Origin of the sequence: Ewingella americana, assembly GCF_006438725.1 — a bacterium.
Taxonomy (GTDB): Bacteria; Pseudomonadota; Gammaproteobacteria; order Enterobacterales; family Enterobacteriaceae; genus Ewingella; species Ewingella americana_A.
In genome coordinates this window covers 61,059-75,836 of sequence record NZ_RCZD01000012.1, presented here as the reverse complement: position 1 = coordinate 75,836, position 14,778 = coordinate 61,059, and the positions used below count along the sequence as shown (strand labels likewise).

Genomic DNA, 14,778 nt, shown 5'->3' with positions numbered 1-14,778 from the left:
CCTTATGCTCCTTTAGCCAGTTGGGCTTTGTGTTTGTTTTCACTCAGCATGACCATCACCAGCAACATCACCGCCAGCACACAGCCACCGATCATCACGATAAAGCCGCCGTCCCAGCCGAAGTAGTCAACGGTATAGCCGACGATAGCACTTGCCGCGACCGAGCCACCGAGGTAGCCGAACAGACCGGTAAAGCCTGCTGCCGTCCCTGCCGCTTTCTTCGGGGCCAGCTCCAACGCGTGCAGACCAATCAACATCACCGGGCCGTAAATCAGGAAGCCGATGGTGATCATACAGGCCATATCAATGCCCGGATTACCCACCGGATTCAGCCAGTACACCACGGTGGCGATAGTCACCAGTACCATGAAGAACACACCGGTGGCGCCACGGTTACCTTTGAACACTTTGTCCGACATCCAGCCGCACAGCAGCGTGCCCGGGATCCCGGCATATTCATACAGGAAGTAGGCCCACGAGGATTTATCCAGCGCGAAGTGTTTCACTTCTTTCAGGTAGGTCGGTGACCAGTCGAGGATGCCATAGCGCAGCAGGTAGACGAACACGTTGGCGATGGCGATGTACCACAGCAGTTTGTTCGGCAGGATGTACTGCATGAAGATCTGTTTCGCCGTCAGTTCCTGCTCGGCGGACTCTTTCACGTAGTCTGGCGGATAGTCGTTTTTGTACTCTTCAATCGGCGGCAAACCGCAGGACTGCGGGGTATCTCGCATGGTGATGAATGCAAAAACGGCCAGCGCAATCGCACCGAAAGCGGGCATATACAGCGCCGCGTGCCAGTCGTTAAACCACGCCATACCCAGCAGGAACAGCAGCGGAGGAATACCGCCGCCGACGTTATGGGCGCAGTTCCACACCGACACAATGCTGCCGCGTTCTTTCTGCGACCACCAGTGAACCATGGTACGTCCACACGGCGGCCAGCCCATTCCCTGGAACCATCCGCACAGAAACAGCAGTACAAACATGATGGCAATGCTGGACGTTGCCCAGGGCACAAACCCCATAAACAGCATCACAGCGGCGGCCAGAATCAGGCCGACAGGTAAAAACACGCGTGGGTTAGAGCGGTCAGAGACCGACCCCATGATGAATTTGGAGATACCGTAAGCAATGGAGATCCCGGAAAGGGCAAAACCGAGGTCACCACGGGAGAAGCCCTGATCGATCAGGTAGGGCATGGCCAGTGCAAAGTTTTTACGCACCAGATAGTAAGCAGCATAACCGAAGAAGATCCCCATGAAGATCTGCCAGCGCAGGCGGCGGTACAAGGGGTCAACATGGCTATCTGCCACGGGGGCCTGATGGGCTGCGGGCTTAAAGATACTGAGCATTAACGCCTCCAATGGCATTGGTCAGTTCACTCATGCTGAGTGGCTGACAATAAAATCAAATCGAAATGTTCCATAACGAGCGCCATGCTAATCACATGCGCATAAGCGAATTGTGATAGATGACATAATTGTTACAGTTTTATGAATCTGGAGGCGGATTTTGCGACATTGGGTAACAATTGGACATATGAAAATGCGGACTTTAGCTGCCCGTGATCACACTTTTGGCTTTTTATTGCCCTATTTCAGCGCACTGGTGCGAAATTATTCGTTTATGAGCGAATAAGTCCATAAGGAAAGTGATGTTTTAATATTTCAGGGGATATCAGACATGAAAAAGCGGGGCATGCCCCGCTTTCATCGTGCTTAGATGAGAATGATCACTGAACTTTCAGGGTGCTAATGATCGCTTCTGCATCGGTTTGCGCCTGCTGCTGGTTGTCAGCCGGCAGGGTGATTTGCAGGGTCAACAAGTGGTTGTCCACTTTGCCCAGCACGATAGACGAATAGGCCTTCTGACCGGCAGAAGAGATCACACTGTCATACTGTTGCAGTGTCTGGCCATTGACCTGAATCGACTTATTGGTCACGACTTGCAGATTGGTATCGCGGGCTTTTTGTTGATCTTGCAGGCGGGCTGTCAGAACGTCCAGCGACTCAGCGGTGTTGTCACTCAGGATCACAATCACCGCTTTCTGGCCGGTACTGTCGGCGTAAACGTGCATATTGTTGGCCTGGCTGCCCAGCTTGCCGCTCTGGTCACTCATGCCCTGCGGCAGAGAGAAGGTCACTTTACCGTCAAGCAGACTGACTGGCACGGTTGACGTCGCAGAGGCCGCCGGTGCGCCTTTATCCGCCGCCGCTTTGTCAGTGGTTTTACCATCACATGCTGCCAGACCGATGATCAGTATGGTCATGCCTGCAAATTTCACTAAGTTACGCATAGTTCTTCCTTTGATTTTAAAGCGCCGCAGATTCTTGATTTCACTGCCCGTATGGCAACCCATTCACGCGCTAAATGCAACTCCAATTATCTGGAATATAACCCTAACGCGATGAGTGTGAATTTAGCTGAAACTGAGCGTTATGGCCGCTTTCAGAAAGGCGTTTTAACAGTACATTGAGCAGCACACCGTACATCGGCAGGAAGAACACCAGGCAGATCAGCACTTTGAAGGCATAATCCACCATGGCGATCTCCACCCAGTTGCTGGCCATAAACGCATTGCTGCTTTTATAAAACGCGATAAAGAAGAACGACAGCGTGTCGCTGATATTGCCAAGGAACATGGCAGCGGCCGGGGCTATCCACCAACTGCGCATCTGGCGCAGGCGGTTAAAGACATGAACGTCGAGGATCTGGCCGAGCACATAAGCCATAAAGCTGGCGATAGCGATGCGGGCAACCATGATATTCAGGCTGCCGAGTGCGGCAAAACCTTGCCATGCGGCGTCAAAGAACAGCGCGGAAATGATATAGGAGATGATCAGCGCAGGCATCATGACCGACAAGATAATGCGTCGAGCCAGCGGCGCGCCAAAGATGCGCACGGTCAGATCGGTGGCCAGAAAAATGAACGGGAAAGTGAAAGCACCCCAGGTGGTGTGTAAACCGAATATCGAGATCGGTAGCTGCACCAGATAGTTACTGGAAGTGATGATGGCAATATGAAATAGCGAAAGCCATATCAACGCGGAAAACCGCTGTTGAGCAGTAAAGGAATACATAGATGTGACCTTTTTAGTGAATGGGGTGAGGGAACCCAGGAATATCTTTTCGTTTCGCACCCAACTTGTATCAGCAAGGGCGGCGCGCATAGTAACCGTTTATATCGGTATTGCAATGGTTAATTTTAGCGCAATGGTTTGCGTTTGTTGCGTCGCAGAATCAGCGGTATAAACTGTCGCGCATTACCGCATTAAGATGTCGAGAGAAGAAATGACCGATCCCTTTATCAACCCTGACCACCAGTTGGATGCCGTGGGACTGCGTTGCCCGGAACCCGTGATGATGGTTCGCAAAACGGTGCGCGGTATGAAAAATGGCGAAACCCTGCTGGTGATTGCCGATGACCCTGCGACCACCCGCGATATCCCAGGTTTCTGCCGTTTTATGGAACATACCCTGTTAGCGGCCGACACTGAACAACTGCCGTACCGCTATTTGCTCGCCAAAGGGTCTGTTCAGCCGGAGTAATGGCTTACCTGGCTTTCTTACGCAGTAACCTCAACGCATTGGCCGTGACCAGCGCGGTAGCCCCCGAATCTGCCAGCACCGCCAGCCACAACCCGGTCAACCCCATCAGCGTAGTGACCAGGAAAATGGCTTTCAGGCCAAGCGCAATCGTGATGTTCTGACGGATATTGGCCCGCGTCGCCCGTGACAGGCTGATCATCTGCGCCAGTCCGCTCAGGCGGTTGTGAGTTAACGCCGCATCGGCGGTTTCCAACGCCACGTCGGTGCCACTGCCCATCGCAATACCAATTCGCGCCGCTTTCATCGCCGGTGCATCGTTAATGCCATCACCAACCATTGCCGTCGGGCGCAGGGCATTGAGAGCAGTCACTGCCTCGACTTTATCCGCTGGCAGCAGCCCGGCGCGAAACTCAATGCCCAGTCGTTCGGCAATGGTTTTGGCGGCCCGAGGGTTGTCCCCGGTGAGCATCACCGCTGAAATCCCCAGTGCTTTCAAATCGGCCAGCGCACTGATCGCGTCTTCGCGCAGAGTGTCCTGCATAGCAATCAACCCGATCGCATTCCCTTCCTGCAAAACCACCACCACGGTTTTTCCGCTGGATTCCCACTCAGCAATCTGGCGCAGATGCTCTTCTGCCACGCCTTTTGCTGCCAGTCGTTTCGGTGCCAGTACCTGAATTTTTCTTCCAGCCACTTCACCTTCGACGCCAGATCCGGCCAGCGCACGACGCGCCTGTGCATTGATAGGCAGCGGGTTTTCCGTTCGGGCGCGGGCAATAATCGCCAGCGCCAGCGGATGATGTGAGCCTGCTTCTACCGCAGCCGCCAGACTCAACAGTTCATTTTCACTTACGCCACCCAGCGGCATGACATCGGTGACTTCCGGCTTGCCTTCGGTCAGCGTACCGGTTTTATCCAGCGCAATGGTCTGAATCAGTGCCAGCTGCTCCAGCGCGGCACCGCCTTTGATTAATGCCCCCTGACGCGTTGCCGCCGCAAGGCCTGAGGTAATAGCCGCCGGGGTTGAGATGACCAGTGCACAAGGGCAACCAATCAGCAGCAGGGTCAGCCCGCGATAGATCCAGGTTTCCCACGGCAGGCCCATCGCCAGCGGCGGGATCAAAATCACCAACAGCGCCATCAGCATAATCGCCGGGGTGTAATAGCGGCTAAAGGTATCGAGGAAGCGCTCAATCGGGGCACGGCGTTCGTCCGCTTCTTCAATCAGTTGCAGAATACGATCAATGGCGCTGGCACCGGGCGCGGAAGTTACGCTCAGATGCGCCACGCGATCCACACATAAACTCCCTGCCGGAACTTTTTCCCCCGGCTGATGCTCAACCGGTACCGACTCACCGGTCAGGGCGCTTTCATCAAAACTGGCGGCGTTGTCCAGCAGGGTGGCGTCAGCGGGAAGACGCCCACCGGCGGCCACTTCGATGACATCACCCGGACGCAAATCAGCCACCGGCACGCGGGATGACTGGCCCTCAACAATGCGCACGGCGCTGTCGGGGATCAGCGCCATCAGCGCTTTCACACCACTGCGTGCGCGGTTGGCGGCGAAAGACTCCAGCCGTTCACCGACCATAAACAGCAGCAATACCATCGCGGCTTCTGCGGTGGCACCAATGAAGAGCGCGCCGAGTGCTGCAATGCTCATCAGGGTTTCAATGGTGAAAGGCGATCCGGCGCGGGTAGAGCGGATAGCCTGCAACAAGACCGGCCACAGTCCGACCAGTGTGGTGGCAATGAAGGCGATTTCCCCCAGCGGCTGGCTAAACTGATCGACTATCCAGCTGATCACCATCAGCACAATCAGGATCAGCAACGGCGCGTATTCTTTCAGGGGTGAAATTTCAACGGCAACGTCGGGATTTTTGGCGCTGAGAGACTGCAGGGTAAAACCGGCGCTGATGACGGCCTTTTGCACTTCAGGAGAGACATCACTGGTGGCGCTGACCACTAATTTTTCGGTGGCAAACTGGACCTTTACACCGCTGACACCCGCGACGGCGCTGACGGCTTTTTCGATGGTGCGGGCGCAGGCCGGGCAGTCCATGCCGTCCACTTTCCAGCTGAGTTGGCAGGCACCGGCAGGCAATCCGCTGGGGTCACTGTCACCGTCGCCTGAACCGTCATCATCACTCTTAGACGTTGGTGAGTGCTCACTGGGTTGTGAGCGACAACTGTCGGATGCGCAGCAGGCCGATGCGGCAAGCGGGGCTTTGTCACTGCAACAGGTCGCCGGATGTGGCTCGCTGTGGGTGGTTTCAGAGATTTTGTTAATGCGCAGCATCGTCGGTTTTGCACATTTATCGGACGAGCAACCGCAACCGCTGTTGGTGTGTTTGTGTGGCTGAAGCATAAGAACTCCTGTCGAACCAGAGTGGGATTGCTTACAGTCTACAGCCTGGAGTTGACTCCAGGGTCAAGAGGAAAATAACGGTGCGTAAGTAAAAGGCGAAACCGGGCAGTTTCGCCTGAAAGGATCGGTTAAAGATAGAGCGAACGCACAATCAGAAAATGGCCACCGAAATAGCAGGCGGCGACGATAGCATCCGATGCCCGGAACGTGATGCGGTAGCGGCTGACCAGCCAGACCACGTTACCCAGCAACAGCAGAACCGTACCGCACAACAGAGAAAAGGCCAGATCGGTACTGCGGGCGAAATATTGTTCCCCCGCCAGCCACACCATCAGCAGCGTCATGGCGATATAGGTCGACACCGCCCAGCGCATTTCTGCCAGCCGTGACCAGATCACCGCCAGCAGCAAAGCCCCAATGACGATCAACGCCAGCGGTAACGGCCAGAAGAACGTCAGCGTCATCTGGCTGGCGAAACTCAGCGTATAGAGCAGATGCGACAGGAAAAAGGCGCCAATGGCGTAAAGAAAACGCTCTTCCGGCAGCAACAGCAGCCCATCGGCCACCAGTGTGGCCGCGAGACCCAGCAAAATCAGGTAGCTGTAGACGTTAAGAACCGGTGCCTGCCAGGCTAACAGCAGCAGCAGTAAAAGGGTGACGGGTTTAAACAGCCAGCGTTGCCAGCGCGGCCCACGATAACTGGCATCGACGAACAGCCAGCCTGAGAAAAATACGGCAAGAAATGGCCAACTCATTGTTTATCCTTTTTTAAAAAATAAAACGTAAGCAAGGTTCTGCCTGTTAGGAAAGGGCTTCCTGCTTTCCTGCATGGTTTTCAGTGTAGGAGATCGGGGCCTTCGTCTACAATCAGAATCCCCTGTCATCTGAGATGAAATATGCACTATGAACAAACCGCCGCTGATTATTTTGCTGGTTGTGGTGGCCATCGCCATCTTCGCCATCCGTCAGTATTTCCATCAGCGTCGTGAGAATGCCAACAACGATGCCGCGCCTCAGCGCGATGTGATGGTCGAAGTCACGGCCAAACGTGACTGGTTGTCACCCAACCGGCGATCGCGCCAGCGGGAAAAGATCCCGGTGGAAGAGAGGAAGTATGAAGCGTACTTCAAGCCGTTAAACGGCGGAGCGCAAATTAAGCTGACGCTGGAGCCGCAGGCCTATGACCAGCTGGCTAAAGGGCAGCAAGGCGTGCTGAGCGTGAAGGGGAAGCGGTTTATCGCTTTTAGGCCGCAGGACGCCGCACAAAAACCATAAACCCTTTGTATTTTAAACGGGTACAACGCTGCTATTTGCGGCCAGGCAGCGGGGGCTGTTTTTTCTGCCACGCCAGCAGTTCAAACACGCCAAATAAAAAGATGCGCACCTGCAGCCAGGTGCCAATTTTGGTCTGGTCCTTCCCCTGGGTAGCCTTGAGCAGCATGACCTGCAAACCGTGCATGAAGAACATGAACACCATCGCCACATCCAGAAAGTATTTCATCGGTTTGGGAAACGGGTGAATGATATTGAACAGCAGGAAACCCCAGATACACAGCATTAATAACCGACCAACATTGATTAACATTTTACTGCTCCTGTTCGCCAGACGTTGGCGAGGTATCTCGATGATAAAGACGGTAGGCGACCTGTCCGGCGACCTTTTCCCGATGCAGACGCCAGCTGGCAGGAACCGGAATGGCGCCGTGCTCCACTTCCGCTTCGACATAAATCCAGGCTTCATCCGCCAGCCAGCCCTGTTGTTCCAGCAGGAGCAGCGTCTCTTGCAGAATCCCTTTGCGAAACGGTGGGTCGACAAACACCACGTCAAACGGCGTACCTGTTTTCGCCAGCCAGTTCAGCGTGTTGGCGTTGAATACCTTCGCACCGGTGGCATTGAGCAGCGCCAGGTTTTTCTCCAGTTGCTGGGCGACCGGACGCTCAAATTCCAGCAGGGTGGCGCTGGCCGCATAGCGTGACAACGCTTCAAGACCGAGCGCGCCGCTGCCGGCGAAACAATCCAGACAGTGCGCACCACGAATAACGGGGGCCAGCCAGTTAAATAGGGTTTCGCGCACGCGATCGGTGGTAGGGCGTAAGCCTGGGCTGTTTGGTACCGGCAGCTTGCGTCCACGCCATTGGCCGCCAATCAGACGGATTTGACCCGCAGCGGGGGTGTTAGGTTTTTTAGCCATAGCTCGCTTCAATAATACGCAACCGTGATGGCGGCGTGGTAAATCAATGGGTGGCTATTCTACCGGTGTGTCGGCCTGCGGCAAATCTTTATACCCTTCTCACCGTCACTCGAACGATTTTAGGTATTGATTGAATACCCTCCACAAATCAACAGGCGGGTGTGTAGCCTTATAGGAAAGTGATAGACTGCGGGCATTACCTTATTAACAATCCGTTCGCCCTGAATTAACGGCGAGGAGTGAAGTTGTAAAATGGCAAAAGATAAAAAACGCGGGTTTTTCTCCTGGTTTGGCCGTGGCCGTCAGGAAGAAGAACAGCAGAAAGAAGAGACCCGCGTTGAAAAACCGGGGATTGAAGAGAACTCCCCTGAAACGGCGGGTATAGCGGGTATAGAAGAACAGCCCGTTGCAGCAGAACCTGAAATTGAACACGCCGAAGCGCCGGGTGTACCGGTTGAAAATCACCCCGGCGAATGGGATGCCACCTCCACCGTGGAAGCTGCCGCAGAAATCGAACCTGCTTTCGAACCTGTGCATGAAATCCCGGCCCCAGCGGCTGAGCCACAGCCTGTTGCCAAGGAACTTGCTTCTGTCCAACTGGCTGAAGACATTGTGGCGGTCACGGAGCAGGTTGCCGCCGCGCAGCATGAACCGGTGGCTGAAGAGTTTGTCGAGTCAGACGTTGAGATCGCCGCTGATGTTCGTCAGGACGCGCTGGATGTTATCGACGATAGCCTGGCGGAAGAGCCACTACCGGTGGCGCTTGACCCCATCATTACACTGCCAGCCGTTGAAACCGAGCAGGAACGCCCGACCAAAGAGGGTTTCTTTGCACGTCTGAAACGCAGCCTGGTGAAAACCAAAGAAAATTTGGGATCCGGATTTGTCGGGTTGTTCCGCGGTAAGAAGATCGACGATGATCTCTTCGAAGAGCTGGAAGAGCAGTTGATCATCGCCGACGTTGGCGTTGAAACCACCCGAAAAATCATTACCTCGCTGACCGAACATGCCAGCCGCAAACAGTTAAAAGATGCCGATGCGCTGTATGGCAAGCTGAAGGAAGAGATGTCCGAAATTCTGGCGAAGGTGGATCAACCCCTGGATGTCAGTGGTAAAACTCCGTTTGTCATTTTAATGGTCGGTGTTAACGGTGTCGGTAAAACCACCACCATCGGCAAAATGGCGCGCCAGTTTGAAGCGCAGGGCAAATCCGTCATGCTGGCAGCCGGTGATACCTTCCGCGCGGCGGCGGTAGAGCAGCTCCAGATCTGGGGCCAGCGCAACAAGATCCCGGTGATCGCCCAGCACACCGGCGCGGATTCCGCCTCAGTGATTTTCGATGCAATTCAGGCTGCTAAGGCCCGTAACGTCGATGTGCTGATTGCCGACACCGCCGGGCGTTTACAGAACAAAGCGCACCTGATGGAAGAGCTGAAGAAGATTGTCCGGGTCATGAAAAAACTGGACGAAGACGCCCCCCATGAGGTTATGCTGACGCTTGATGCCAGTACGGGCCAGAACGCGGTCAGTCAGGCGAAATTATTCAATGAAGCCGTGGGTCTCACCGGTATTACATTGACTAAACTGGACGGTACCGCCAAAGGCGGCGTGATATTTGCCATTGCCGATCAGTTCGAAATCCCTATCCGCTATATCGGTATGGGTGAAGGCATTGAAGATTTACGGCCGTTTAAGGCTGACGATTTTATTGAGGCACTTTTTGCCCGAGAGGATTAATACGGATGATTCGCTTTGAACAGGTCAGTAAAGCTTATCTAGGCGGGCGACAGGCGCTGCAGGGCGTCGATTTTCACATCCAGCAGGCAGAAATGGCCTTTCTGACGGGGCATTCTGGTGCCGGTAAAAGTACCCTGCTGAAACTGATATGCGGAATTGAACGCCCGAGCGCCGGACACATTTTATTCGGCGGTCATGACATCAGCCGTCTGAAATCGCGTGAAGTCCCTTTTTTACGCCGCCAGATCGGCATGATTTTCCAGGACCATCACCTGCTGCTCGATCGCACCGTGTATGACAACGTGGCGATGCCGCTGATTATCGCCGGTGCCAGCAGTGAAGATATTCGGCGTCGTGTTTCAGCGGCACTGGATAAAGTGGGTCTGCTCGATAAAGCCAAAAACTTCCCGATCCAGCTCTCCGGCGGTGAACAACAGCGCGTGGGTATTGCCCGTGCGGTGGTGAACAAACCGGCGGTGTTACTGGCTGATGAACCCACCGGTAACCTTGACGACGCACTGTCAGAAGGCATTTTGCGCCTGTTTGAAGAGTTCAACCGCGTCGGCGTTACTGTTTTGATGGCAACACATGACATGGCACTGATCGCCCGTCGTAATTACCGGACGCTGACACTCAGTCAGGGTCGCATGGCGGGGAGCGCACATTATGGCCAATAGCCCTAACCCGGCGAAAACCGCCAAAAGCGCCCGCGCCGCTAAAAGTAAAGCCTTGCAGGGCGGCTGGCGTGAACAGTGGCGTTACGCATGGATGAACGCCCTGGCGGACATGATGCGTCAGCCGCTGGCGACGCTGCTGACTGTCATGGTGATCGCGATTTCCCTGACGCTGCCAAGCGTCTGTTACCTGGTGTGGAAAAACGTCAGTACTGCCGCTGAGCAGTGGTATCCGACGCCACAGCTGACGGTGTATCTCGACAAAGCACTCGACGACAACGCGGCCGAAAATGTGATTAAGGCATTGAAAGCGGAAGCGGGCGTTGAGAAAGTGAATTATCTGTCGCGTGACGAAGCCATGGGCGAGTTCCGCAACTGGTCAGGCTTTGGTGGCGCAATGGACATGCTGGAGCAAAACCCGCTGCCCGCTGTGGCGATCATTACGCCGAAGATGAATTTCCAGGACTCTGCGACGCTCAATACGTTACGTGACCGCGTGGCGGCCGTTCAGGGCGTTGACGAAGTGCGCATGGATGACAGTTGGTTTGCACGGCTGGCGGCGCTGACCGGGCTGGTCGGGCAGGTAGCGGCAATGATCGGCGTACTGATGATCGTCGCGGTCTTCCTGGTGATTGGTAACAGTGTGCGTCTGAGTATCTTCAGCCGCCGCGATACGATCAACGTGATGAAACTGATTGGCGCCACTGATGGCTTCATTCTGCGTCCGTTCCTTAACGGTGGGGCGATGCTCGGCTTCTGTGGTGCGTTGCTGTCACTGATCCTTTCCGAAGCGCTGGTGTTACGTCTGGAAAGCGTGGTGACGCAGGTGGCGAAAGTCTTCGGTACGACGTTTGATCTGCACGGTCTGGCGTGGGACGAAAGCCTGTTGCTGCTGCTGATTTCCGCGATGATTGGCTGGATTGCCGCGTGGCTGGCAACGGTACAACATTTACGGCGATTTACACCACAATAGCGATTCTTTGATATACTCTTCCCCTGATGTACAGGATCTTGTGCACAGGGGGAGAGCAAGATCGGTTGCTCTATCACGTCGTCTTACATCTCTTCTTCCCCGAAAGCACAAATTCCCTATCCGGTAGCCTGATCGTCACATAAAGTCGCTAGGCTCTTGCATTGAATAATGAACTTTATGTAAAATTCGCGGTCGAAAAAACGGCAAAAGTATGAGCCGGTACGCTGAAGCATTGGGCAGAAAAGAATTCAGTAATAAAGCAGTAAACGGTGAAGGGCTCTGCGTTGTTTTGTTTGTGCGCCACGAAGGCGAAGCGGTATTCACTCCGCAGCAACGCAGTATAAAACCTACATGACGTCATACATGAGAGGCTTTGAATGACCAAAGAAATGCAAACTTTAGCATTAGTTCCCCAAGGTAGTCTGGAAGCCTACATTCGGGCAGCCAATACTTATCCTATGCTCACCGCAGAGGAAGAAAGGGCGCTGGCTGAACGGCTGCATTACGACGGTGATCTGGAGGCAGCGAAACATCTGATCTTGTCTCACCTGCGCTTTGTTGCTCACATTGCCCGCAACTATTCAGGCTATGGTCTGCCACAGGCTGACCTTATCCAGGAAGGCAACATCGGCCTGATGAAAGCGGTACGCCGCTTCAATCCTGAAGTCGGTGTGCGTCTGGTTTCCTTTGCGGTGCATTGGATTAAAGCGGAAATTCACGAATATGTGCTGCGTAACTGGCGCATCGTGAAAGTCGCGACCACCAAAGCGCAACGCAAGTTGTTCTTCAACCTGCGTAAAAACAAACAGCGTCTGGGTTGGTTCAGCCACGACGAAGTTGAGCACGTTGCCCGTGAACTGGGTGTGACCAGCAAAGACGTTCTGGAGATGGAATCACGCATGGCCGCACAGGACATGACGTTTGACCCAACCCCGGACGACGAACCACGTGATGGCGCAGCCATGGCACCGATGCTTTATCTGCAAGACAAGAGTTCAGACTTTGCAGAAAGTATTGAAGAAGATAACTGGGATAAAGACGCGACGGACAAACTCTCTTATGCAATGGAAGGTTTGGATGAGCGCAGCCAGGATATCATCCGCGCCCGCTGGCTGGACGATGACAACAAATCCACCTTGCAGGAGCTGGCCGACAAGTACGGCGTCTCCGCAGAGCGTGTTCGTCAGTTAGAAAAGAACGCCATGAAGAAACTCCGCCTGGCGATTGAAGCCTGATAATACGGCGTTTCCAAAGTAAAAAAGCGACCTTCGGGTCGCTTTTTTTATGCCAGAAATTCAGGGCTGTCTTTCCCAGCCACCCGCAATTTTGCGAAATCCACAAGCTGGCATAAACGCATCCAGCACAGCCTCCGGCTCCGCTTTCATCTCCCAGCGTTTCACCTGCGGCAGTTGCGCCTGCAAGTCTTCCAGCAGATACAGCCCGACCCCCCGACGGCGAGTGACTTCGCGCACCAGTAAATCGCTCAGTTGGGCCGAGTCTCCGCTCAGTGCGATTTTTACTGCCCCAAGAATACGTTCGTTAAATACGGCGGCGAATAATGCCCGATCACCTGCAAGCGTGGCTTGCCAGTCAGCCGGGGTCTGACCCGGCCAGATTTTTGCCAGATCGATCAGGTCCTGGGTGCTGAGTGAAGTGAGTCTTTGAATGGTTAATTTCATGGCATGAGGTTTCAGAAAAATCAGGCGACCAGTATAGCGAATAGCCTGAAAACAGGGGCGTAACTTTTTTTGTACAGTAACAGGTTGAAAACTTTTTCGGCGATCCCGCTATAAGCGATAAATGTTGGCTTTAATTGATAAAGCCAGCGTTAACAGCTGACTGCTCATCAAAACACCGAGTTAACACCCAAATAAAATTCTGTTTACACCTCTTGTTTCTGATTGGCTCATTTGATTTGCAGCAGAATATTCCTGTTTAATGATATGAAAAATAAAGTCTTATTTAAAAATAAGACCCTATAAGCCGCTAAGGCGTTATTACTTATAGTAAAATTCTTAAGTGATGATGTTTTAAGCAGGCGCAAAACAACATACACATCACAGACAAATGGGGTATCAGGATGAAAGTAACAACGGGCAAGATCTGGTTGGCAGGATGTATCGCTTTAGCCATGAGCCATGCAGCAGTCGCAAAAGATATCAAAGTGGCCATCGTCGGTGCCATGTCAGGTCCGGTTGCCCAATACGGCGACATGGAGTTCACGGGTGCCAAACAGGCCATCGCTGACATCAATGCTAAAGGTGGTGTGAAAGGCGACAAACTGGTTGGCGTTGAATACGATGATGCCTGTGACCCGAAACAAGCGGTCGCCGTAGCAAACAAAGTGATCAACGACGGCATCCGTTACGTGATTGGCCACCTGTGCTCTTCTTCTACCCAGCCTGCGTCTGACATCTATGAAGACGAAGGCATACTGATGATCACGCCAGCAGCGACCAACGCTGACCTGACCACCCGTGGTTACAAAATGGTGATGCGCACCACCGGTCTGGATTCTGACCAAGGCCCGACTGCCGCAAAATACATCCTCGATACCATCAAACCTAAACGCATTGCCGTCGTGCATGATAAACAGCAATACGGCGAAGGTCTGGCGCGTTCCGTTCAAGACAGCCTGAAGAAAAACGGCGGCAATGTGGTGCTGTTTGAAGGCATCACTGCAGGCGACAAAGATTTCTCCACGCTGGTGGCGCGCCTGAAAAAAGACAACGTGGACTTCGTTTATTTCGGTGGCTACTACCCGGAAATGGGCCAGATCCTGCGCCAGGCGAAACAAGCCGGTCTGAATGCTAAATTTATGGGTCCTGAGGGCGTGGGCAACTCTTCACTGTCGAACATTGCCGGTGATGCGTCTGAAGGCATGCTGGTGACCCTGCCAAAACGCTACGACCAGGTTCCGGCTAACCAGCCTATCGTTGATGCGCTGAAAGCCAAGAAACTGGATCCAACCGGTCCGTTCGTCTGGACCACCTACGCCGCGTTGCAGGCGCTGACCACTGGCATGGAACGCAGCGGCAGCATGGAACCGGCAGATATCGCCAAAAACCTGAAAGCCGAACCGGTGAATACGGTCATGGGGCCACTGAGTTGGGATGCGAAGGGTGACCTGAAAGGCTTCGAATTCGGTATCTTCGAGTGGCATAAAGACGGCACGTCTACCCCAATCAAATAAATGCCCTGCATCCTTCAGGTTGCAGGGGTGTTGGCTGCAACCAGAATGATTTTGGGCATCCAAAGTAGAACAACGCAGTACTCCGCTTT

General features: G+C 53.9%; 15 protein-coding genes. 7 read left to right on the top strand and 8 right to left on the bottom strand.

Going from position 1 to position 14,778, the window contains the following annotated elements:
• Window positions 1-2 precede the first annotated feature (2 nt).
• The 3 genes from glpT to EAH77_RS19730 all read right to left on the bottom strand — a co-directional run bounded on the left by glpT (window position 3) and on the right by EAH77_RS19730 (window position 3,083).
• Entirely contained in the window at window positions 3-1,355 is a 1,353-nt protein-coding gene (gene glpT / locus EAH77_RS19740) for a glycerol-3-phosphate transporter (RefSeq protein ID WP_140474530.1), read from the bottom strand.
• 380 nt (window positions 1,356-1,735) lie between these two features.
• On the bottom strand, window positions 1,736-2,299 hold the full coding sequence (locus EAH77_RS19735) for a DcrB family lipoprotein (RefSeq protein WP_140474529.1): 564 nt from the start codon (window positions 2,297-2,299) through the stop codon (window positions 1,736-1,738).
• Window positions 2,300-2,402: 103 nt separating this feature from the next.
• Complete coding sequence (locus EAH77_RS19730) at window positions 2,403-3,083, bottom strand: 7-cyano-7-deazaguanine/7-aminomethyl-7-deazaguanine transporter (RefSeq protein WP_140474528.1); 681 nt, start codon at window positions 3,081-3,083, stop codon at window positions 2,403-2,405.
• A gap of 211 nt (window positions 3,084-3,294) precedes the next feature.
• Here EAH77_RS19730 and tusA point away from each other — a divergent pair, with 211 nt between their 5' ends.
• Window positions 3,295-3,552, top strand: coding sequence for a sulfurtransferase TusA (gene tusA / locus EAH77_RS19725; RefSeq protein ID WP_140474527.1), 258 nt, complete (start codon window positions 3,295-3,297; stop codon window positions 3,550-3,552).
• 4 nt (window positions 3,553-3,556) lie between these two features.
• Here tusA and EAH77_RS19720 read toward each other — a convergent pair whose 3' ends face one another.
• Both EAH77_RS19720 and EAH77_RS19715 read right to left on the bottom strand, forming a co-directional pair.
• On the bottom strand, window positions 3,557-5,920 hold the full coding sequence (locus EAH77_RS19720; protein ID WP_431306782.1) for a zinc/cadmium/mercury/lead-transporting ATPase: 2,364 nt from the start codon (window positions 5,918-5,920) through the stop codon (window positions 3,557-3,559).
• Window positions 5,921-6,048: 128 nt separating this feature from the next.
• Complete coding sequence (locus EAH77_RS19715) at window positions 6,049-6,675, bottom strand: lysoplasmalogenase (protein ID WP_140474526.1); 627 nt, start codon at window positions 6,673-6,675, stop codon at window positions 6,049-6,051.
• Between the two features lie 148 nt (window positions 6,676-6,823).
• Between EAH77_RS19715 and EAH77_RS19710 the strand changes: the two genes are divergently transcribed.
• The gene (locus EAH77_RS19710; protein ID WP_140474525.1) at window positions 6,824-7,195 is read left to right on the top strand and encodes a DUF2500 domain-containing protein; all 372 of its coding nucleotides are present in this window, start codon (window positions 6,824-6,826) and stop codon (window positions 7,193-7,195) included.
• Between the two features lie 31 nt (window positions 7,196-7,226).
• Here the strand turns inward: EAH77_RS19710 and EAH77_RS19705 are convergent, their stop codons facing one another.
• Window positions 7,227-7,505, bottom strand: coding sequence for a DUF1145 family protein (locus EAH77_RS19705; protein WP_140474524.1), 279 nt, complete (start codon window positions 7,503-7,505; stop codon window positions 7,227-7,229).
• Between the two features lies 1 nt (window position 7,506).
• Window positions 7,507-8,112: a 16S rRNA (guanine(966)-N(2))-methyltransferase gene (gene rsmD, locus EAH77_RS19700; RefSeq protein ID WP_140474523.1), complete on the bottom strand. Its 606-nt coding sequence runs from the start codon at window positions 8,110-8,112 to the stop codon at window positions 7,507-7,509.
• Window positions 8,113-8,364: 252 nt separating this feature from the next.
• Here rsmD and ftsY point away from each other — a divergent pair, with 252 nt between their 5' ends.
• From ftsY to rpoH, 4 genes are all read left to right on the top strand, one after another.
• Window positions 8,365-9,849, top strand: coding sequence for a signal recognition particle-docking protein FtsY (ftsY, locus tag EAH77_RS19695; RefSeq protein ID WP_140474522.1), 1,485 nt, complete (start codon window positions 8,365-8,367; stop codon window positions 9,847-9,849).
• 5 nt (window positions 9,850-9,854) lie between these two features.
• The gene (gene ftsE / locus EAH77_RS19690; protein WP_140474521.1) at window positions 9,855-10,526 is read left to right on the top strand and encodes a cell division ATP-binding protein FtsE; all 672 of its coding nucleotides are present in this window, start codon (window positions 9,855-9,857) and stop codon (window positions 10,524-10,526) included.
• Window positions 10,516-11,496 carry a permease-like cell division protein FtsX gene (gene ftsX / locus EAH77_RS19685; protein WP_140474520.1) on the top strand — a complete coding sequence of 327 codons (981 nt, stop codon included), beginning with the start codon at window positions 10,516-10,518 and terminating at the stop codon, window positions 11,494-11,496. Before ftsE ends, ftsX begins: the two co-directional genes overlap by 11 nt.
• A gap of 377 nt (window positions 11,497-11,873) precedes the next feature.
• A complete protein-coding gene (rpoH, locus tag EAH77_RS19680) occupies window positions 11,874-12,731 on the top strand; it encodes an RNA polymerase sigma factor RpoH (RefSeq protein WP_140474519.1) in 858 nt (285 codons plus the stop codon).
• 60 nt (window positions 12,732-12,791) lie between these two features.
• Here the strand turns inward: rpoH and panM are convergent, their stop codons facing one another.
• Window positions 12,792-13,175, bottom strand: coding sequence for an aspartate 1-decarboxylase autocleavage activator PanM (panM, locus tag EAH77_RS19675; RefSeq protein ID WP_140474518.1), 384 nt, complete (start codon window positions 13,173-13,175; stop codon window positions 12,792-12,794).
• A gap of 401 nt (window positions 13,176-13,576) precedes the next feature.
• Here panM and EAH77_RS19670 point away from each other — a divergent pair, with 401 nt between their 5' ends.
• Window positions 13,577-14,689, top strand: coding sequence for a branched-chain amino acid ABC transporter substrate-binding protein (locus EAH77_RS19670; RefSeq protein WP_140474517.1), 1,113 nt, complete (start codon window positions 13,577-13,579; stop codon window positions 14,687-14,689).
• Window positions 14,690-14,778 lie beyond the last annotated feature (89 nt).

What these genes read in the sequence shown, in the direction of transcription:
- ftsY (WP_140474522.1), top strand. Translation starts at nt 8,365, where the DNA reads ATGGCAAAAGATAAAAAACGCGGGTTTTTCTCCTGGTTTGGCCGTGGC.
- panM (WP_140474518.1), bottom strand. Translation starts at nt 13,175, where the DNA reads ATGAAATTAACCATTCAAAGACTCACTTCACTCAGCACCCAGGACCTG.
- EAH77_RS19735 (WP_140474529.1), bottom strand. Translation starts at nt 2,299, where the DNA reads ATGCGTAACTTAGTGAAATTTGCAGGCATGACCATACTGATCATCGGT.
- rsmD (WP_140474523.1), bottom strand. Translation starts at nt 8,112, where the DNA reads ATGGCTAAAAAACCTAACACCCCCGCTGCGGGTCAAATCCGTCTGATT.
- EAH77_RS19670 (WP_140474517.1), top strand. Translation starts at nt 13,577, where the DNA reads ATGAAAGTAACAACGGGCAAGATCTGGTTGGCAGGATGTATCGCTTTA.
- ftsE (WP_140474521.1), top strand. Translation starts at nt 9,855, where the DNA reads ATGATTCGCTTTGAACAGGTCAGTAAAGCTTATCTAGGCGGGCGACAG.
- EAH77_RS19720 (WP_431306782.1), bottom strand. Translation starts at nt 5,920, where the DNA reads ATGCTTCAGCCACACAAACACACCAACAGCGGTTGCGGTTGCTCGTCC.
- EAH77_RS19715 (WP_140474526.1), bottom strand. Translation starts at nt 6,675, where the DNA reads ATGAGTTGGCCATTTCTTGCCGTATTTTTCTCAGGCTGGCTGTTCGTC.
- rpoH (WP_140474519.1), top strand. Translation starts at nt 11,874, where the DNA reads ATGACCAAAGAAATGCAAACTTTAGCATTAGTTCCCCAAGGTAGTCTG.
- tusA (WP_140474527.1), top strand. Translation starts at nt 3,295, where the DNA reads ATGACCGATCCCTTTATCAACCCTGACCACCAGTTGGATGCCGTGGGA.
- ftsX (WP_140474520.1), top strand. Translation starts at nt 10,516, where the DNA reads ATGGCCAATAGCCCTAACCCGGCGAAAACCGCCAAAAGCGCCCGCGCC.
- EAH77_RS19730 (WP_140474528.1), bottom strand. Translation starts at nt 3,083, where the DNA reads ATGTATTCCTTTACTGCTCAACAGCGGTTTTCCGCGTTGATATGGCTT.
- EAH77_RS19710 (WP_140474525.1), top strand. Translation starts at nt 6,824, where the DNA reads ATGAACAAACCGCCGCTGATTATTTTGCTGGTTGTGGTGGCCATCGCC.
- EAH77_RS19705 (WP_140474524.1), bottom strand. Translation starts at nt 7,505, where the DNA reads ATGTTAATCAATGTTGGTCGGTTATTAATGCTGTGTATCTGGGGTTTC.
- glpT (WP_140474530.1), bottom strand. Translation starts at nt 1,355, where the DNA reads ATGCTCAGTATCTTTAAGCCCGCAGCCCATCAGGCCCCCGTGGCAGAT.